A 20,451-nucleotide genomic window follows, 5' to 3' on the forward strand; every position below is an offset into this window, starting at 1 on the left:
TCGGACCACTTCTTAGTGAACATCAACAGCGACCGCGCGCATCGTGAGGGCGACTGCCATGCGCGTCTTGCCGCGCCTGGACTTACCGAAGAAGACGAGGTCTTCGCGCGATTGTTTGTGTCAACGGCCAACTGAATGTGAACCCTTCTTGCATTGTTGCAACCTGGCTGGCAGCCGGTCTTTAATGACGACGACCATTGTCGCCCGACCCACAAAAGAGCCGCAAGGGGAGGAGCTCCCAATGTTCAACTCATATCGTCTATGGCGCACTACCATTCACCGAAAGTCGGCAACTTTTTCATTCTCTCTATACATGTTTAAACAACATGTTCTACAATAGGGACAATAGCAATGGAAACTCGGGACGAGCCGTCTATCCATCTACGGCGCAGCCCCTTATTCAAAAGGACGGTGAGTGCATCCATGGAGCGTGCAAGCGGCGTTCTGATGCCCGTTTCGTCATTGCCCGGACCTTACGGTATCGGCGGCTTTGGCTGGAACGCCTATGACTTTGTCGATTTCCTCGCCTCGTGCAAACAACATTACTGGCAGATTCTCCCCCTTACGACAACGAGCTATGGCGACTCGCCCTATCAGTCGTTCTCGGCCCGTGCGGGCAACCCCAATTTCATCGACTTTGCCGAGCTTATCGAGGCCGGCTATCTGGAGCAGTGCGATATCGACGGCGTGTACCTGGGCTCCGACCCCAGCAATGTCGACTATGGTGCCATCTTTGGTGGCCGTCGTCAGATTCTCGACCGCGCCGCCGAGCGCTTTGCCGCCGACAAGCCGGCCGACTTCGACGACTTTGTCCAAGCAAACGAAGACTGGCTCATCCCCTACTGCGAGTTCATGACCGTCAAGGAGGAGTGCGGTCTCAAGGCCTTTTGGGAGTGGCCCGCAGAGCTCCGTACCCGCGGCGAGGCTTCTGCCAAGGTCTGCGCCGCCCATCCCGCGCGCATGCTCTACCACCAGATGACGCAGTACTTCTTCAATCGTCAGTGGAGCCGCCTCAAGGCCTATGCCAACGAGCGCGATATCCTCATCATCGGCGACCTGCCCATCTATGTCTCGCGCGACTCCGTCGAGATGTGGGCCACGCCCGAGCTCTTTAAGATCGACGCCGCCGGTAATCCTGTGAGTGTCGCCGGCACGCCGCCCGACCAGTTCTCGGCCACCGGCCAGTACTGGGGCAATCCCATCTACGACTGGGACGCCATGGAAGCCGACGGTTTCTCCTGGTGGGAGGGCCGTATCCGCGCCGCCCTCGACATGTACGATGTCATCCGCCTGGATCACTTCCGCGGCTTCGAGGCCTATTGGGAGGTGCCGTTCTCCTCACCCGATTCGTCCTACGGTTCGTGGACGCAGGGCCCCGGCCTCAAGTTCTTCAAGACGCTCGAGGAAAAGCTCGGCACGCTGCCCATCATCGCCGAAGACCTGGGCTTCCTCACCCCCGGCGTCATCGACATGCGCGACAACTCGGGCTTCCCCGGCATGAAGATCTTGCAGTTCGCCTTTGAGGGCACCAACTCGTACTACCTGCCGCACAACTACATTGCCAACACCGTCGCCTATGTGGGCACACACGACAACGAGACGGCGCGCGGTTGGTTTGAGGGAACGGCCACCCCGCGTCAGCGCGAGCAGGCGGCCCTGTACACCCACCAGCAGGCAGGCGAGCCCATGGCCGATGCACTCAACCGCGCCATCGCCGCCAGCGTAAGCGATACCTGCATCTACACCATGCAGGACCTGCTCAACCTGGGCAACGAGGCGCGCATCAACACTCCCGCCACCATGGGCGGCAACTGGACCTGGCGCATGCTCGATGGCGCCATCACCCGCGAGCTCGAGCACAAGCTCACCGGCTGGACCGAGACCTACTTCCGCATCCCGTCGGAAGACGAAATTGAGCTTCCCCAATAGGAGCCACCGCGCCCGACCCCACCCCATCGTGCGGACGCGTCCGTTTTCCCCGCGCGAGGCCACTCCAATCCCTCGCGCGGGCTTCTTTTGAATTTCTGACATGTAATCAACCCATCACAGGAGGAAACATGCCCCGTATCAATCTTGCGGATCTTGCCGAGCAGTCCTTTGGCACCTCGCTCGAGCAGCTCGATGACCGTCGTATTTATAAGCTGCTGGCCAAGCTCGTGCAGGAGCGCTCTGCCGCCTGTCCTCTCAACAACGGCAAGAAAAAGCTCTACTACATCTCTGCCGAGTTTTTGATCGGCAAGCTGCTCATCAACAATATGATCGACCTTGGCATCTATGACGAGGTTAAGGACCAGCTCACCGCCGCGGGCCACGACCTCAACAAGATCGAGGAGTTCGAGGTCGAACCGTCGCTCGGCAACGGCGGCCTGGGCCGTCTGGCCGCATGCTTCCTGGATTCCATCGCCACGCTGGGCTTGACCGGCGATGGCGTGGGCCTCAACTACCATTACGGCCTGTTCCGCCAGCGCTTTGTCGACAACCAGCAGAAGGCCGTCCCCGACGAGTGGCTCGGTGAGCAGGACATCCTAGTCGACGACGACCGCTCCTACACCGTCGAGTTCGGTGATTTTGCCGTTACTTCCAAGCTCGTCAACATCGATGTACCCGGTTATGGCCAGCCCACCAAGAACCGCCTACGCCTGTTCGACCTGGCAAGTGTCGACGACGGCCTGGTCCCCGGCAGCTCCATCGACTTCGACAAGACCGAGATCGCCAAGAACCTCACCTTGTTCCTCTATCCGGATGATTCCGACGAGCAGGGCCGCCTGCTTCGCATCTACCAGGAATACTTCATGGTGAGCAACGCCGCCCAGCTCCTGATCGACGAGGCCATCGAGCGCGGCAGCAACTTGCACGACCTGGCCGACTACGCCGTAGTCCAGATCAATGACACGCACCCCACCATGGTCATTCCCGAGCTCATTCGCCTGCTCACCACCGAGCACGACATCGAGTTTGACGAGGCCGTGACCATCGTACGGTCCATGGTCGCCTACACTAACCACACGATTCTTGCCGAGGCCCTCGAGAAGTGGCCGCTCGCCAGCCTGCAAAAGGTCTCCCCTGCCATCGCCGACATTATCGTCAAGCTCGATGAGATCGCCAAGGCCGAGCACGACGACCCACGCGTCGCCATCATCGACGAATACGACACCGTCCACATGGCCCACATGGACATCCACTTTGGCTTCTCCATCAACGGCGTCGCCGCGCTGCACACCAAGATCCTGGAGGATACCGAGCTTCATCCGTTCTACGAGATCTACCCCGAGAAGTTCTCCAACAAGACCAACGGCATCACCTTCCGCCGTTGGATCCATGGCGCCAACCCCGCGCTCGCCAGCCTGCTCGACGATGTGATCGGCACCGATTGGCGCAGCACCGGCGACCTGAGTAAGCTTGCCGAGTTCGTTGACGACAAAGATGTTCTTGAGCGCCTGGCCGCCACCAAGGCCGAGGCCAAGGCCATCATGCGCCAGTTCATGGCGCTCGAGCAGGGCGTGACCATTCCCTCCAACGCCATCATCGACGTCCAGGTCAAGCGCATCCACGAGTACAAGCGCCAGCAGATGCTCGCGCTCTACATCATCTGGAAGTACCTCGATATCAAGAACGGCAACAGACCTAAGCATCCCGTCACCATCATCTTTGGCGGCAAGGCGGCCCCTGCCTACACTATCGCCCAAGACATCATTCACCTGATCCTGACGCTGTCCCAGTGGATTGCAAACGACCCCGACGTGGCTCCCTACCTGCAGGTTGTCATGATCGAGAACTACAACGTCACCGCTGCCGAGCGCGTGATCCCCGCTGCTGACATCTCCGAGCAGATCAGCCTGGCCTCCAAGGAGGCGAGCGGCACCTCCAACATGAAGTTCATGCTCAACGGCGCTTTGACCCTGTGCACGCTCGACGGTGCCAACGTGGAGATTGCCGAGCTTGTCGGCGACGAGAACATCTATACCTTTGGCGCCTCGTCCAAGCAGGTCGAGCAGCTCTACGCCGACGGCACCTATGACGCCGGCGCGCTCTACCGCAAGCCCGGCATCAAGCTGCTGGTGGACTTCATCACCAACCCCGCCTTTATGGCGACCGGCAACGCCGAGCGCCTGCAGCGCCTGCACGACGACATCATGGGCAAGGACTGGTTTATGGCTCTACTCGACATTGAGGAGTACATCCAGACCAAGGAGCGCGTGCTGGCCGACTACGAGGACCAGGACGCTTGGATGCGCAAGGCGCTGATCAACATCGCCAACGCCGGCACCTTCTCGTCCGACCGCACGATCTCCCAGTACAACGACGAGATCTGGCACCTGAGCTAATTCGGTTTCATCGCCCATCCTCTTGAAAACGGAGCCACGGCAACGCGGCTCCGTTTTTTGTGCTCGCACGTTACCCTGTGATCCGACTCGGCCAAACAATCTCGATCCATAACAACTACTCAACCAAAACGGTCCCAGCTGTTACAGATTGAGACATACCGGCCCCTCCCCTTGGGTTTATCTCAATCTGTAACATCTAGCAGGTGAAATTCGCCTTTGGTGTTACAGATTTAGATGAAATGGTTAGCTCAGCGGAACCGTCTCGATCTGTAACATCTAACGTCCGAAATCGGCCCTATCCGTTACAGATCGAGACAAACGACCGGTCAGGCAGTCCCAACACAAAGAAAGGCTCCCCTCTCGCCCAGTGGACGGGAGGGGAGCCTTATATGTGACCGCGGCAAAAGGATGGCAATACCGCAGTCGCCCAAAGGAAGGGCCTGGTTGCACCGGGCCTAGATAAGGTTCTTGCCAGAGACCTTATCGAAGAGGTGGGTCGCGTTCTTCTCAAACTTGAACCAGATGGGGTCGCCCGCCTTGAGCGCACCCTTGGCCTCGAGGTCGACAACGGGAATGATCAGGACGAACTGGCCATCGGGAGCGGTCACGTGGACATGCTCGGTCGAACCCATGAGCTCGGTCACCTCGACGGTACCCTGGAGCGCGCCCTCCTCGTCCTTGTCGGCAAGCAGAATCTGCTCGGGACGCACGCCGGCCGTGATCTCCTTCACGTCGCCGCCGTCCCAGTTGAGAGCAAGCTGAGCGCAGGTCTCGGGGGCGAGCGCCACGTTCATATCCTCGGTCTTGACGGTAAAGCCGTTGCCCGAGCGCACCAGCTGGGCATCGAAGAAGTTCATCTGCGGCACGCCGATAAAGCCGGCGACGAAGATGTTCGCGGGATGGTTGAAGACCTCCTGCGGGGTGGCGATCTGCTGGACGACGCCGTCCTTCATGACCACGATACGGTCACCGAGGGTCATGGCCTCGGTCTGGTCATGAGTGACGTAGATGAACGTGCCCTTGATCTCGTGGCGCAGCTTGATGAGCTCGGCACGCATCTGGTTACGCAGCTTGGCGTCCAGGTTGGACAGCGGCTCGTCCATCAGGAAGACCTTAGGATCACGCACGATGGCGCGGCCGATGGCGACGCGCTGACGCTGACCGCCGGAGAGCGCCTTAGGCTTACGGTCGAGGTACTCGGTAATACCCAGGATCTCGGCAGCGGAGCGAACCTTACGGTCGATCTCGTCCTTGGGGACCTTCTTGAGCTCGAGCGTAAACGCCATGTTCTCGTACACCGTCATATTGGGGTACAGAGCATAGCTCTGGAACACCATGGCGATGTCGCGGTCCTTGGGAGCGACGTCGTTGACGCGCTTGCCATCGATGAGCACATCGCCCGAGGTGATGTCCTCCAGGCCGGCGACCATGCGCATCGTCGTGGACTTACCACAGCCAGAAGGGCCAACGAGGACGATAAACTCCTGGTCATGCACGGTGAGGTTAAAGTCCTCCACCGCGAGCACGCCGTCCTCGGTAACCTTGAGGTTGTGCTTCTTCTCCTCGGTCTTCTTCTTTTTGCCAAAGAAGCCCTTCTTTTTGGACTCGTTGTTGGGATACACCTTCTGAACATGTTTGAGAACGATCTCGGCCATGTCTCTACCTTTCGATACGCGGCGCCACGCTGAGGGGCGCCGCCAAAACTTGCAAAACAGTTACGGCATCAGCCCTTGACGGCACCTGCCACAACGCCGTCAATGATGTACTTCTGGCAGAAGATGTACATGATGACGATGGGGATGACGACCATCATGATGCATGCCATCATGGGGCCGAGCTCGACGTGGCCATAGCCGCCACGGAAGTACTGGATCAAGATAGGAATGGTCTTGTACTTGGTGGAGTCGAGCGTAAGGTAGGGCAGCAGATAGTCGTTCCAGACCCACATGGTCTCAAGGATGCCGACCGAAAGATAGGTGGGCTTCATAATGGGAAGGACGATCTTAAAGAACACCTGGACCGGGTTGCAGCCGTCGATCATGGCCGCTTCCTCAATCTCGAGCGGGATGTTCTTGACGAAGCCGGCGAACATAAAGACCGCGAGGCCCGCGCCAAAACCAAGGTAGATGAAGCAGATGTTAAACGGCGTGTTAAAGCCGATGCGGTCCGCGAGGTTGGACAGCGTGAACATGAGCATCTGGAACGGTACGACCATCGAGAAGACGAACAGGTAATAGAAGAAGTTCGAGATCTTGCTGTTGACGCGCACCACGTACCAAGCGCACATGGAGCAGCACACCAGAATCAGCACGACCGACGTGACCGTGATGATGAGCGAGTACATAAACGCCGAGGCAAAGCCCTGCTCGTTCAGAGCGTGCACGTAGTTTGCGAGGCCGTTGAACGTCTCGGGCGTGAGCAGATCGAACGCCGTGGTGGTGCTGATTGCGGTCGCTTTCTTAAAGGAATTGAGCGCAATCATGAACACGGGGTAGATCCATGCGAGCGACAGAATCGTAAAGAAGATCGAGAGCGCGCGGTTGATAGCCTTATCGCGTTTCATTACTGCTGCACCTCCTTGGACCTCGTGGCCTTAAGCTGGATCATAGAAATAGCGACAACCAGGATGCAGAAGATAACTGCCTTGGCCTGACCGATGCCCTGCCATGCGATGCCAGCACGCGAATAGAACGTGTTGTAGATGTTCAGGGCGAGCATCTCGGTGGAGTGCGCCGGGGCGCCACCGGTAAGGGCGAGGTTCTGGTCGAACAGCTTAAAGCCGTTGGTGATGGACAGGAACAGGCAGATGGTGATGGTCGGCATCAGGTTGGGGATCTTAACCTTCCAAAACGTCTGCCATGCCGTAGCGCCATCGACCTTGGCGGCCTCGATGTAGTCAGACGGGATGGACTGCAGACCGGCGATGTAGATGATCATCATGTAGCCGACCTGCTGCCACAGGGTCAGGATGATAAGGCCCCAGAAGCCAGCAGCAGAGTTAAGGGCGATGAGCTGGGCGCCCACGTTGGAGAGCAGGCAGTTGATCAGAATCTGCCAAATGTAGCCCAGCACGATGCCGCCGATCAGGTTAGGCATAAAGAAGATCGTACGGAAGATGTTGGTGCCCTTGAGCGCTTTGCGGGTGAGCGCCTGCGCGATGGCCAGCGCGATCACGTTGATGAGCACCGTCGACAGGAAGGCAAACGCCACGGTAAAGAAGAACGACGTGGAGAACTGCGGATCGGACAGCGCGCGCACGTAGTTCTCGATACCGACAAAGTGCGCGTTATTGATGGTAATAAACTGGCAGAACGAGAGATAGAAACCCTGGATAAAGGGAATCACGAACCCGATCATAAACGCCAGGCACGTGGGCAGCATAAAGAGCGGCCACCAGCGCTTGAGTGCTTTGCCCATAGAAGGGTCCTTTCAATATGCAGGGGGCGGGCAAACCTACGTCTGCCCGCCCCCTGTCGCTAATCAGATAGCTTGGGCAGCAACTGCTTACTCGGAAGCAGCCTTCTCGGTCTTCCAGCCATCGATGAAGGCGTTCTTGACGCCGTCCCACTTGGTGTTGTCGGCAGCATAAGCGATGAGAGCCTGCTTGAGGTTCTTCTTCCACTCCTCGGAGGGGATGTAAACGAAGTCCCAAGCGACGGTCTTCTTGCCGTCCTTGGCCATAGCAACGGCCTGCTGCGAGAAGACGTTGGTGGTCTCCTTAGCGCTCTTGAACGGGGCGGTCAGACCCATCTTGTCAGCGATGATGCTGGTGGCGGTGTCAGAAGTGACGCACCAATACATGAAGTCCTCGGTGGCCTTCTGGGCATCCTCGGAAGCCTGGGAGCTGACGCACCAGTAGTTCTCGCCGCCGGAGCACAGGCCCTGGTTCTCCTCGCCGTCGACGCCGATGTAGATCGGCAGCATGCCGAGCTGGTCGTCGGTCATACCGGCCTTGGTGAGGTCGGCGTAGGCCCAAGAGCCGTTCTGGTAGAAGACGGCCTTGCCGGTTGCGAACTCGTTGGTGGCGTCGTCACCGGTCTTGGAGGCGAGCTGCGAAGGATCGCAGGTGGAGTCGGTGATATACAGGTCGAAGATCTGCTTAAAGTTGTCGAGATACTCGCCCTTGATCTCGTCGTCCTCCTGATTGTGCTCCTTCTCGAACTCGTAGTAGAGCGGGAGGTTGGCGAGGTGCGTGGTGTAGCGCCAGCTGGAGGAGTCATCCATGCCGGCGGAAGTGAAGGCACCGTCAACGCCGAGCTCGTCCTTGCGGGCCTGGATGTCATCGGCGCAAGCCTTCAGCTTGTCGAAGGAGTTGATGTCCTCGGCCTTGTAGCCGGCCTTCTCGAGGAGCTCCTTGTTGTAGATGATGCCGTAGCTCTCCTGAACCCAGTCGATACCCAGATCCTTGCCGTCGGACTGCAGCGCCAGGGAGTCGTCGATGAGCTCGCCGCGGAGCTTGGTGTCGGAAAGATCGGCGCAGTAGTCCTTCCAGTTCTTAAGGCCGGTGGGGCCGTTGACCTGGAACAGCGTCGGAGCGGAGCTCTTGGACATCTCGGACTTGAGCTTCTCCTCGTAGGTGTTGGAGGCGGCGGTCACGATCTTGACCTCGACGCCCTTCTCCTTCTTGTACGCCTTGGCGATCTCCTTCCACTCCTTGTCGACCTCAGGCTTAAATTGGAGGAAGTAGACCTCGGCAGCGTCACCAGAAGCAGAGGAGCCGGAGCCGGCAGAACCACCACAGCCCACGAGACCCAGACCAAGAACCGCAGCCGCGGAGCCAGCGAAGCCCAGGAACTGCCTTCTGCTCATTTCGTTCTTCATTACAATCCACCCTTTCACACCGTGGCGGCACCCTTTGCCGCCGCCTTCGGAGATTGGCTCGGGGACTTTGCCCCTTTTGCTGATTTGTACAATACGCTATTTGGCTAGTTGTTTGAACAAGTATTACTAGAGCGGTAGAAAAACTTCGGTGAACGGTAATTTCAACTTGATACTTGACAAGTTTTGTATAAACAATTACTTGTTATCGAATGCAGAGAAAACGCCCGGTCAAGCCGATGCATCGTCGGTTTGACCGGGCGTTTTCTCTTTGAGGACATGAGTCTCGTCAGGCTGCGAGCTAGCCGGCTATCGCTTGGAGTTGACGCGGTAGTGGAAGATCTCGGGATGCGTGCGGGCATGCGTCACCTCAAATAAGATGCCGTCCGAGGTGTACGACTGGCTCTCCATAACGGCGACGCAGTTGTACTTGCCAAGGTCCAAGTAGCTGCAGTCCTCATCGTTGGCAAGCTCGACGCTCACCGTACGGCGGCTCGCCATCACTTTGACGCCACGCTTGTGCTCCAGATAGTCGTAGATAGAGCTTGCCGCAATCTCGGGGGTCAGGCCCTTGGCGATCGACTCCAAAAAGTAGCCGTGGTCCACCTGGCGCGCGCTGCCGTTGAGGCTTCGGACACGCACGACGCGAATCAGCTCCTCGCCCACCTTAAAGCCAAGGCGGCGCGACAGTTGCTCAGTGCAAATCAAATGTTCAAAAGACTTGACCTCGGTCGATGCGACGGCATTGTTGCGTTTTGCGAACTCGCCAAACGACTCAACCTCTTCGAGTGCGCCCAGCATGTCGGTTTCGCCCTTAAGCCAAATAACGCGCACGCCCTTGCCGTGTATAGGCTGCACAAACATCTGGTCGGCCAGCATGCTCAAGGCGCGTCGAACGGTATTGCGCGTGCAGCCAAACTCCGCGGTCAGCTCGGCTTCGGTTGGCAGCATCTCCTGAAACGCATAGGTCCCGTTAATGATGCGCGAACGGATCTCGCGGTAGATTCCTTCGTAAATCGCTTTTGGCATAACTTCACCTCTAATGAATATGTATGGCTAGGCACGATAGCATTTCTTAAAGTTGTTTAAACCGATTATCGGTAAAGTACGGATTATTTACCGTCGACGGTTCCCCCGAAACCCAAATCGGACCGAATCAAAACCGTCAATGCGGCAAGCAGCCAGTCCTCTACAATGAGTTCATTGTTTAAACGTTCTTGCTCGCACAGCATGTTGCATCCGGAAGGCATATTATGCTGCAGAAAATCCAACGCTTTGGCGGGGCAATGTTCGCGCCCGCCATGCTGTTTTCTATATCAGGCCTCATGGTCGGCATCTCCGCCCTCGCCACGACCGTAGACATCGTCGGTGACCTCGCCGTATACGGAACCCCTTGGTACGTTTTCTGGACCATCATCCAGCGCGGCTCGTGGACGGTCTTTAAACGTCTCCCGCTCCTTTTTGCCGTAGCGCTGCCTATCGGTCTTGCCCAAAAGCAACCGGCACGCTGCTGCCTCGAGGCACTCGTGGCCTATTTTGCCTATTGCTTCTTTTTGAGCGAGATCATTAAGCTGAGCGGAGACAACCTTGGGCTTAAGTACCCATCATCTTTGACCCCCGCCAGCGGTATCACCGTCATCGACGGCATCAAGACGCTCGACACCGGCATTATCGGCCCGCTGGCGGTATCGGCAACCGTCGTCGCCATCCATGACCGCTTCTACGATGCCAAGGTTCCCGATTGGCTCGGCACCTTCTCGGGTTCCTCGCTGGTCTACCTCATCAGCTTTTTTGCCGTGTTTGCCCTTGCCGCCATCTCGGCCGCCATCGTGCCCTTCGCATACGCCGTGACCGAAACGCTGCGCCACGCACTTGCGGGCGTCGGCCCCTTCGGCGTGGGCATCTTTGTGTTTTTGGAGCGAGCACTCGAGCCCATGGGGCTGCACCACCTGCTCTATATGCCCATCTATTACGACAATCTGGTCATTCACGACGGTATTTACGCCACGTGGACCAACCTGCTCCCCATTCTCTCCCATAGCACGCGCCCTTTAAATGAACTTGCGCCCTGGGCAGGTTTTACCGCCACCGGCTGGGGCAAGCTCTTTGGCCTTCCCGCCATCGCGGCAGCATTCTATTTCACCGCCAAACCCGAACGCCGCGCCGGCCTTAAGGTCATCCTTTTGCCCGCCATCGTCGCCTCGGTGGTCTGCGGTGTCACCGAGCCGCTCGAGTTTCTCTTTATGTTCACCTATCCTGGACTCTTTTTGCTCTACGCCGTCCTATCCTCCTGCCTTGCCATGACCATGAACTTCTTTGGCATCGTCGGCATCTTCTCGGGCGGTCTCATGGAAATGACGGCCTTCAACTTCATCCCACTCATGCGAATGCATGCCGGCTCCTACCTTTTGGCGCTCGGTATCGGTCTTGCCTTTAGCCTCATCTTTTTTGTTAGTTTTCGAGCACTCATCTTGGTCTATGACCTTAAGACGCCGGGCCGCGAGGATCATGTCTCCAATCGCGCGGCAATCGATCGTTTAACGGGAAGCGGCTTTGCCAAAGAGCAATCTCCCAATGGCGAGGTCAGTATTCAATCCGATCAAGATCACGTCCTCGCCGAGCGGGTAATTCAGCTTTTAGGTGGCGTTGGCAATATCGTGGGCGCAACCAACTGCGCCACGCGCCTGCGCGTCGAGGTCGCAGACCCTTCCATCGTTGCAGATAATGCGTCGTTTGTCGCGGTGGGCGCCAAGGGCCTCATCATTACGGGCAAGACCGCCCAGGTGATTATTGGCATCTCCGTTCCCCGCGTTAAAGAGCATTTTGACCAGATCATGGGCCTCGAGCCGGGATTTGTGCCCACCACCTCGGCCTCCCCTGCCGCCAGCGCAGCCCATAAGCGCGGCGATATCTGCTTCTTCGATATCGACGGAACACTCGCCTGGCAAGACCCTCGAGTGGCACAAGAGCTTCCCGAGAGCGAGCGAGACCTCTCCCCCTATCCCAATGAAGCGGTCTCGCAAGCCATCCGTGATTTTGTCGCCAAGGGCAATATGGCGTTTATCTGCACAGGGCGCACGCTGAGCTGCATCCATCCAAAGCTGCTCGAGCTGCCCTGGACCGGCATCGTCTGCCTCGCGGGTGGCTATGTCGAACTTGAGGGACACGTGATTCGCGATTTGGCGATGACGCCCGGCATGCTGCAGCGCCTTGCTCCCATTCTTGAGCAATCGGACGAAGTGATTCGTTTTGAGGGACTCAATGGCGTCGTTCGCATGAGTGCCGATGCGCCCGACGCCCCAGGATACGCCCGCACCGTGGGCGATGCAATTACGCAGCTGCAACATTACAGCGCCTACAAGATCTTAATGTCCACGTCGCTTGCCAACCGCATCGCTCAGGATCAAGCGTTTGAGCCGCTGCTCTGCTTTAACGAGCTCGAGCTCGAAGTGACCGAGATTTCGCCTCGCGAATGTACCAAGCGCGAGGGTATCCAGTCCGTACTCGACGCCCTCGATCCCCACCACGGAACCGTATACGGCATCGGCGACGCCAGCAATGACGTCTCGCTGATGAACGCCGTCGACGTTGGCATCGCCATGGGCAACGCACCGGACTTCCTCAAGGAAAAGGCCGACTATGTCACCGACAGCATCGACCACGACGGCGTCGTCACCGCGCTCGAACACTTTGGGCTTATCTAGCCAAGCCCCTACCGCACTTGCGGCCGCATGGACCAATCGTCTTCAACCGCCGCGCTCGACGCCCTAATGTGGCAATATGTTGTCTGCATAATGCAACGATGCAACCTATCAAAGAATGCGAGAACCCGTGTCCAGTCCGTTTACCAGCTTTTTAGCCCAGCACTTTGACCAGATTAACGACTATCTGGCCACGTTCTTTGACGGACAGGCGACTTCCGCCGATATCGAGCGCTACCTGTATACCCCGCTCTCGGCATTTACGGCAAACGCTGGCAAGCGCCACCGCCCGCTCATCTGCATGCTCGCCGCCACTGCGGTAGGCGGCAGCTTTGAGAGCGCCCGCAGCGCAGCGGCGGCCATCGAGCACTTTCAGTCGGGCGCACTCATCCACGACGACATCGCCGACAACGGGCAGATTCGTCGCGGCAAGCCCTGCATGCACCTTACCGAGGGCACGGGGCTCGCCATCAATTGTGGCGACCTGGCGCTCACCATGGTCACCAAGACGGTTCTCGACGATCCCACGCTCGAGTCCGACGTGAAGCTGCGTGTGCTCCACGAGCTTACCGAGATGATCGTCCGCACCATCGAGGGTCAAGCGCTTGACCTGGGTTGGGTCCGTGACGAGCGCTTTGATATCTCGGTTGATGACTACCTGGACATGGCGACGCACAAGACCGCGTATTACAGCGGAGCCACGCCGCTTGCCGCCGGAGCCATTATCGGCGGCGGCAGCGAAGAGCAGGTCGAGGCGCTACGCGCCTTTGGCCTGCACACCGGCCTTGCCTTTCAGATTCAGGACGACCTGCTCAACTTGGTCGGCACCAAAGAGGCCGCCAACAAGGACTTCCGCACCGACATCACCGAGGGCAAACGCACGCTCGTTGCCGTGCACGCCCTGTCTGATGAGCGCCATCACGACGAGGTCGAGGCAATCCTTTCCTCGGGCACCGAGGACCCCGCGCAGCTCGCGCGCGCCGTGGAGATCTTCCAGCAGACCGGCTCCATCGAATATGCTCACGCCTACGCGCTGGACCTGACCGCAAAAGCCAAGGCTGCCATCGAGAACGTTGAGCTTGACCCGCACGCACGCGAACTGTTCCTCTCCATGGCAGATTTCTTTGTGGAGCGCCTCAACTAGCGGGGGTCACAAAACCTGTGGGCAGCGCGTTTGGGTACAAGTTGCTACACTGTTGAGTGCATGTTTATGCATTGTCTCGCGTTGTCTATCCGACACGCGCTCAAAATAGTACGAATCGTACGCCGAAAGGGGTTCGTTCATGGAACCTATTACCACGGGCATGCAGGGAGCAGCCGTCGAGGATGTTCAGTCCCGCCTTCTGCAGCTCGGTTACACCATCGATGCCGACGAGGTCGCCGACAAGCGCTTTGGCACCACCACCGAGCAGGCCGTTGGCACGTTTAGGCTCGATAGCGGCCTTGCGGCCGGTTATGCTGTCGATATCCCCTGCTGGAGCGCCCTTGTAGACGCTTCATACAAGTTGGGCGACCGCACGCTCTACCTTCGCATGCCCAATTTTCACGGCGCCGACGTCAAGGCCCTGCAGCGCGCTCTCAACGTTTTGGGCTTTGCCTGTGGCGAAGACGACGGCTACTTTGGTCCGCATACCGAGGCCGCCCTGCAGCAGTTCCAGGAAAATGTCGGCCTGTTTGCCGACGGCATGGCCTTCCAGGACACCTACGCCTACATCAACCGCCTGCACCATGTGTGGGAGGGCAAGCCCTCGGTCACCGAAGCCGAGTCTCGCATCGGTTTTGCGCGCGCCGCCAACGTGCTCGAGCGTTTCCAGATTGCCGTCATCGGCGAGGACCCTATCGCGCGCAGCGTAGCATCGCGCATGTGGAACATCGCCACGGCGACGACCGACAGCAGCGGCATGATGCTTTGCGATTCCGAGGTTCCGACCGATGTCGACCTGGTGCTCGAGATCGCAAGCGACGAGTTGCCTGCAGACGCCGCCCCGCGCGCCACGATCGCCCTCGCCGAGTGCCACAACCTGGCCCAGCGCATCCGTACCGCCAATGTCGCCGCACAGCAAAAGCCGGCACGAATTCGCATCGAGCTCACCGGCATGACGCGTTACAACGGCACCTTTACCGCAAGCGACGCGCAGACCCTCGCCGTCCGCCTTCTCGATGGCGTTTGCGATGCCCTCGCAGATTAGGTAAACTAGACGAGTTGCTTTTGGGCAACACCAAACATTGGGACGTAGTTCAACGGTAGAACTCCGGTTTTTGGTGCCGGCTGTTGGGGGTTCGAATCCCTCCGTCCCAGCCATTAAAACTGAGCGCCCTAAGCCCATAACGGCCCAGGGCGCTTTCTTGTGGGCAAGCGGAGGAATTCGAACCCGCAAGGGTGCGGAGCTGAGGAAACGCGAAGCGTTTTCCAGCGCAGCACGCAAGGAGCGAAGCGACGCAGCGGGGCGCGGCCGCCGCAGGCAGACGCGGTGCCGGCACTTGGGGACGCTCCTAAGTGCCGGCATTATAGGAACGTCCCCAAGTGCCGGCTCGGGACTATTTTCGAGGACCCTCCGAAGGACTGTGGCCAAAAAACGGCAAATATGAGTACTGTTACCGTTGTAGCTACATTATTTTCGTTAATAAAAGAAGATCTTAATGAGATTTATTCGCATCAAGGTCTTCCTTTAATGAACACTTGAGGAGATACGGCAGCTTATCTGCTCGATCGACACGTCAAATCACCTTAAATGTGATCAAAATTACTGCTACTAAAAGAGTATCAGTACTCATATTTGATGTTTTTTGGCCACGGCTCTTTATAGACACCCTGCACAGCGACGGTGGTAGATTTCGGAACGTGTCCGTCAGCCCCGTTCCGAAAAGCGAGCCGCGTGCAACGGCCAAGCCACGACAGCCCCCGGGAGAGCGGGGGCACCGGCTTAGGTTTATCGCGAGTTCCGCACGAACAGGAGGCCACTTAATGTGGCCTCCGTCGTGAGCAGGACTGTAGAGCAGGAAACCTAAGCCGGTGTCCCCGCTCTCCCGGGGCCGGCGGAATTTAGTTGTTAAGCATGCGGTCGAAGCTTCCCGAGTCGCCATCCCGATAGTCGGCGGTCATCAGAATCTCCTGCGGAATGCGCCCGCCCTCGCGCAGCACATTGCGGAACTGCACGCGCGTGACCATGGGCAGATCCTTGATCGTCGCCGCCAAGTTCTGCGGCACGCCCTGGTTGGCAGCCGCGGGCTCGCACTCGCCGCCGGCCTTCACGCGACGCTTATGCTCGGCGAGCATGGCGCGGTACATGCCGGCATGCAGGCGAATCTCAACCACATTGGCATTGCGAGCCTGCTCGACGATGCGCGCGCCCTCGCGGTCGATATCGCCCACGTAGTAGACGTAGTTAAAGCGATAGCCGATCTCAGCCAGATAATCGTCCAGGGCATGCGAGACGCTCGCCTTGCATCCGCCGCCAAAAATCACGCCGCCCACCTTGATGCCAAAGAGCTTGGCGTGCTTGCGGCCACGCAGCAGCCTGACGATCTCGTCGTAGGTGTCCAGGTTCTCGACCATAATGAATGGCTTATCGGCGCCCAGCGTAAAGAAACCCGTAAAGTGAACGGGGCGGTTGGGGGCGACCTTAATCGCCTGCATGCTGATGCCCTTTTCGGTCATACGCCGAATTAGGCGCTCGCCGTGCTTGCCGTCAAAGGCCTTCTCATCGTTAAAAATCTGGTAGGCACGCTGGCGGCGCGAGGCAACCGGCGTATCGGCACCTCGGTTTTGCTCGATCCAAGCCTGGATGATTGCGATTTCCTCGGCAATCTTGCGGTTGGACATCTCGTTGTGCTGAGTGCGCTGCGGCGCCTTTTTGCCGTCCTTGCCCTCGACCTTAACAATTTGAGTCTGCTGCTCCTTGATCTTAGAGAGCGCCGTAGGCGTAGGGACAACTTTGAGCAGCTGCCTGCCCAAAACGCGGGCAAGGGCAAACGCCGATACCTCGCCGTGGACGGCCGACTCGGGCCGCTGGGTAGCACTATCAGCCGCGGCAGGCTCAGCCTGTGCATGAGGCTTACGCTTGGAATCTGCCCGGGTATTACGTTCCTGCTTGGGCGCAGACGAGCGCTTTTGCGGACGATCGGACTTGGCCTCCTTCGCCGGCTGGCGCTTGACCTGATCCACCGGAGTCTCGGCCTTCTCATCTCCGTTTTGTGTCGCTGTCTTCTCGGCCGCGGCCTCGGCATTTGAGCCACGACCGCCGCGGTGACGACGACGGCGGGGCTTGCCTGAGGCGCTCTCCCCCGCCTGCTTATCAGCGGTCTGTTGAGCTTTGACCTCAGTGTCAGCCGCAGGCTGCGACTCGGAAGGTTGCTGCTCGCGAGCCGCCGGCTCAACGGTTTTCTCGGTTTGTTCGGCCTTCTCGGCCTGAGCGGTCGGAGCCGGCTCGCCCTTCTCCTGACGCCTTACGGGATACGCGCGCCTCGCAAAACCACGCCCGGGACGGCATGAACCCGGAGCCTTCTTGGCAGACTCCTCAACATCGTCTGCAGCCTCGGAAGGCTCTTCAACCTCATGCGCGACATCCTGCTGCGCAGCCTTAAAGTGAGCACCGCGACGACGCTTGGGCTCTTGGGCCTCCACGGGCTTTTGCTCCTTCGCGGGCTTCTGCGACTCGGCAGCAACCTCGTTCTCAACAGCCTCGGCATCCGTCTCACCCTTTTGAGCAACGGCGCGACGGAAGCGCTCCTGCTGGGCGCGGCGCTGCGCATCGCGCTTGCCACCCCCGCCAAAACCGCCGCGTCCTGCCTTGGCCGTAAAGGCGCGCACGACGTTCTCATCGAGCAACTCATCGGTATCGACATGCTCACGCGGAGCAGCTTCTTCCACAGCAGGCACGTCAGCGGAATCCTCGACGACAAAATCTTCGACGGACTCGGCAGGCTGCTCCTGGGCATCGCGGATCTCAGCATTGATGGTATAGAACGCCGGGCGCCCGTTAATGCCGCTACCCTCGATCTTGGTCACGATATTTGCCGCGATAAGCTCATCGCGCATCGCCTTGGTGTCGCATTCCTTATCGACGGAGCGGAAAATCTGCGCCAGTGCACTCGACTTAATCTTGAGCGCCTTGCGGCAAAGCAGATCGTAGGCAACCAGCTTGGCACGCTCAGCAGAAAGCGACGTCTGGCTGCTCAGGCGCTCAGCCAGAGCATCGACATTGTTTTGATTATCGGAATATACCGTCTTGGCCACGGGGCCCCTTTCATATGCACACATATACGTCCATATGGTACAACGCACGAGCCTATCCACGCAAAACATCTGCGAGAACGCCCTTGCACCACCTGTTCTCACAAGAAAAAAGACCGGGTCCGCCTGATTGCGGACCCGGTCTTTCCGAGTCAAATAGATGGGAGATTCAACCCGTCCGACCGACTAGGCCTTGGCGGCCTCGGCGTCGGCAGGAGCTTCAGCGGCAGCGGCGCGACCGTACTCGGCCTTGCCCATCTCGGACCACTCGGGCTCCTCGTCAGGCATGGAGCCGGCCTCCTTGCCGAAGAACTCCTTGAGGCAGTTGACGGCGACGATGAGGCCCAGGACCATCAGCAGGACGGCGAAAACGAGCTGCAGGCCCTTGGTGGCGGCGACGGAGACGGCGGCCGTGGTGGCGGTAGCCGGGATGGTGCCGAAGAAGCCGTAAGCCTGGACAGCGGTCATGCAGCCCATGGCGCTCTGGACCAGCGAGGTGAAGGTGCAGCAGAGCAGGAAGGCGACGGGCACGTAGAGCATCCAGCCCTTGCGGCCGGTGCACTTGCAGAACACGGCGAGGGTGATCATGGTCATACCGCCGAGCAGCTGGTTGGAAGCACCAAAGAGCGGCCAGATGTTGGCATAGCCACCAAAGGCAAGGGCGAGACCGGGAAGCAGGGTGACGACCGTGGCGAACCAGGGGTTGCCGAGAACCTTCATGTAGCCGGCCTTGGACTCGATGGCCAGGGCGTCGTTGGTCTGGGCAAAGAACTCGGAGAACGAGGTGCGGGCGATGCGGGCGACGGCATCGAGCGAGGTCAGGGCCAGAGCGGAGACGTTCATGGTCATGAAGACGGTTGCAAGCGTGCCGTTAACACCGAAGGCCTGCATACCGCGGGAGATGCCAGCGGCGAAGATCTGGAACGGGGTGGAAGCGACGCCGGCGTTGAGGGCACCGGTACCGGCAGTGTTCATGTCGGAGAACATGATGCCGGCGACGATGATGGCAAGGATGCCGACGAAGGACTCGACGATCATGGCGCCGTAACCGACCTTGACGGCGTCCTGCTCCTTCTCGACCTGCTTGGAGGAGGTACCGGAAGAAACGAGGCTGTGGAAACCGGAGAGAGCACCACAAGCGACGGAGACAAACAGGACCGGGAACATCATGCCGGAGGCAGTGGAGAAGCCGGTGAAGACCGGAGCGGTGATAGTGGCCTGGCCGTTAACGCCCAGGACGACGATGCCGAGGACAGCGCAGGCGATCATGACGATCATCATGATGGAAGTGAGGTAGTCACGCGGGGTCTTGAGCATCTGGATGGGCATAGCGCCAGCGAAGACCAGGTAGACCATGACGACGGCGAACCACTGGAACTTGTCCAGGTAGACCGGGAACTGCATACCGACGGCGAACATGAGAACCATGAGGACCACGCCGGTGACGAACTCGGCGGCACCGGTGAGGTTGAACTTCTTCTGGGCCCAACCAAAGGCGATAGCGACGAAGGTGAACAGGATGGAGATGGTGCCAGCGCAGCCAGCGGCATAGGACTTGGTGAAGTCGATGGCACCGGTAGCGGCGCCAGAAGCGTCAACGGCCGGGGTGAACATGAACGTCTTGCAGACCATGTCGGTGAAGGCGGCGATGACGATGATGCAGAACAGCCAGCAGAACAGCAGGAACAGGCGACGGCCGGTCTTGCCGATGTACTTCTCGATGAGCTGAGCGAGCGACTTGCCGTTGTTCTTCATCGAAGCGTACAGAGCACCAAAGTCGTGGACGGCGCCAAAGAAGATGCCGCCGACGAGGACCCAGAGCACGACGGGCAGCCAGCCAAAGGCCATGGCGACGATCGTACCCGTGACAGGGCCAGCACCGCAGATCGAGCTGAACTGATGCGAGAACGCGGTAAAGGCGGAGACGGGCGAGAAGCTCTTGCCGTCCTTCATGCGCTTGGCCGGCGTGAGGGCCTCTTTGTCAACGCCCCACTTGTTGGCCAGCCAGCGGCCGTAGCCCAGATAGCCGCAGGCGAGCACCGCCGCGGCCACAACCATGAGCAAAACTCCGTTCATTACATTTCCTCCTCTAAAAAGAACTTCCTAGACATAAAAAATGAGGGCCGTCGGTTGCGCTCGACGGCCCTCATCTTCATCAGCCGCCCGTTATCGTACGGGCTAGCTGTATGTGCTAACCCGCATCAGATAATTACTACGCTGATAATGTTTAGCTGATGCGTGAACATGTCTAAGAAATCCTCTTCAATCATGATGTGAACGATCCGTGCGTGTTCACATCCCCCAGTGGTTGAAAAGGAGTATGAAACTTTAGTTACCTAAAGTCAACGCAAATAAGTAATGAATTTTCAACTTT

Annotated in this window: 12 protein-coding genes and 1 tRNA gene; 6 read left to right on the forward strand and 7 right to left on the reverse strand. The window is 58.7% G+C overall.

The features are described 5' to 3' along the window. Nucleotides 1-351: 351 nt before the first annotated feature. Both malQ and glgP read left to right on the forward strand, forming a co-directional pair. Entirely contained in the window at nt 352-1,929 is a 1,578-nt protein-coding gene (gene malQ, locus DW850_RS08950; protein ID WP_255413150.1) for a 4-alpha-glucanotransferase, read from the forward strand. A 128-nt stretch (nt 1,930-2,057) separates the two neighbouring features. Further along, nucleotides 2,058-4,325: a glycogen/starch/alpha-glucan family phosphorylase gene (gene glgP / locus DW850_RS08955; RefSeq protein ID WP_117776882.1), complete on the forward strand. Its 2,268-nt coding sequence runs from the start codon at nt 2,058-2,060 to the stop codon at nt 4,323-4,325. Nucleotides 4,326-4,780: 455 nt separating this feature from the next. On the opposite strand, the gene DW850_RS08960 is transcribed toward glgP, so the two are convergent. The 5 genes from DW850_RS08960 to DW850_RS08980 form a co-directional block, all read right to left on the reverse strand. Further along, nucleotides 4,781-5,980 carry an ABC transporter ATP-binding protein gene (locus tag DW850_RS08960; protein ID WP_055252176.1) on the reverse strand — a complete coding sequence of 400 codons (1,200 nt, stop codon included), beginning with the start codon at nt 5,978-5,980 and terminating at the stop codon, nt 4,781-4,783. A 68-nt stretch (nt 5,981-6,048) separates the two neighbouring features. Next, nucleotides 6,049-6,888, reverse strand: coding sequence for a carbohydrate ABC transporter permease (locus DW850_RS08965; protein WP_117584245.1), 840 nt, complete (start codon nt 6,886-6,888; stop codon nt 6,049-6,051). Beyond that, nucleotides 6,888-7,742 (reverse strand): carbohydrate ABC transporter permease, encoded by an 855-nt coding sequence (locus tag DW850_RS08970; protein ID WP_055252174.1) that lies wholly within the window; start codon nt 7,740-7,742, stop codon nt 6,888-6,890. Before DW850_RS08970 ends, DW850_RS08965 begins: the two co-directional genes overlap by 1 nt. Before the next feature lie 87 nt (nt 7,743-7,829). Then, a complete protein-coding gene (locus tag DW850_RS08975) occupies nt 7,830-9,146 on the reverse strand; it encodes an ABC transporter substrate-binding protein (RefSeq protein WP_117786869.1) in 1,317 nt (438 codons plus the stop codon). Between the two features lie 306 nt (nt 9,147-9,452). Beyond that, complete coding sequence (locus DW850_RS08980; protein ID WP_117776883.1) at nt 9,453-10,172, reverse strand: GntR family transcriptional regulator; 720 nt, start codon at nt 10,170-10,172, stop codon at nt 9,453-9,455. Between the two features lie 224 nt (nt 10,173-10,396). Between DW850_RS08980 and DW850_RS08985 the strand changes: the two genes are divergently transcribed. The 4 genes from DW850_RS08985 to DW850_RS09000 all read left to right on the forward strand — a co-directional run bounded on the left by DW850_RS08985 (nt 10,397) and on the right by DW850_RS09000 (nt 15,146). Continuing rightward, nucleotides 10,397-12,847 (forward strand): PTS transporter subunit EIIC, encoded by a 2,451-nt coding sequence (locus DW850_RS08985; RefSeq protein ID WP_117786870.1) that lies wholly within the window; start codon nt 10,397-10,399, stop codon nt 12,845-12,847. Nucleotides 12,848-12,974: 127 nt separating this feature from the next. Continuing rightward, nucleotides 12,975-13,988, forward strand: a complete 1,014-nt coding sequence (locus tag DW850_RS08990; protein WP_117640837.1) for a polyprenyl synthetase family protein — start codon at nt 12,975-12,977, stop codon at nt 13,986-13,988. Nucleotides 13,989-14,127: 139 nt separating this feature from the next. After that, entirely contained in the window at nt 14,128-15,033 is a 906-nt protein-coding gene (locus DW850_RS08995) for a peptidoglycan-binding protein (RefSeq protein ID WP_199408213.1), read from the forward strand. 38 nt (nt 15,034-15,071) lie between these two features. Further along, a tRNA-Gln gene (locus tag DW850_RS09000) sits at nt 15,072-15,146 on the forward strand. 741 nt (nt 15,147-15,887) lie between these two features. Here DW850_RS09000 and DW850_RS09005 read toward each other — a convergent pair. Together DW850_RS09005 and DW850_RS09010 are read right to left on the reverse strand one after the other, a co-directional pair. Then, nucleotides 15,888-18,080, reverse strand: a complete 2,193-nt coding sequence (locus DW850_RS09005) for a hypothetical protein (RefSeq protein ID WP_158565256.1) — start codon at nt 18,078-18,080, stop codon at nt 15,888-15,890. Nucleotides 18,081-18,263: 183 nt separating this feature from the next. Further along, nucleotides 18,264-20,153, reverse strand: a complete 1,890-nt coding sequence (locus DW850_RS09010; protein WP_117786872.1) for a carbon starvation protein A — start codon at nt 20,151-20,153, stop codon at nt 18,264-18,266. Nucleotides 20,154-20,451: the final 298 nt, after the last annotated feature.

The sequence above is a fragment of the Collinsella sp. AM36-4AA genome (genome assembly GCF_003467795.1).
In the GTDB taxonomy this organism is placed as follows: domain Bacteria; phylum Actinomycetota; class Coriobacteriia; order Coriobacteriales; family Coriobacteriaceae; genus Collinsella.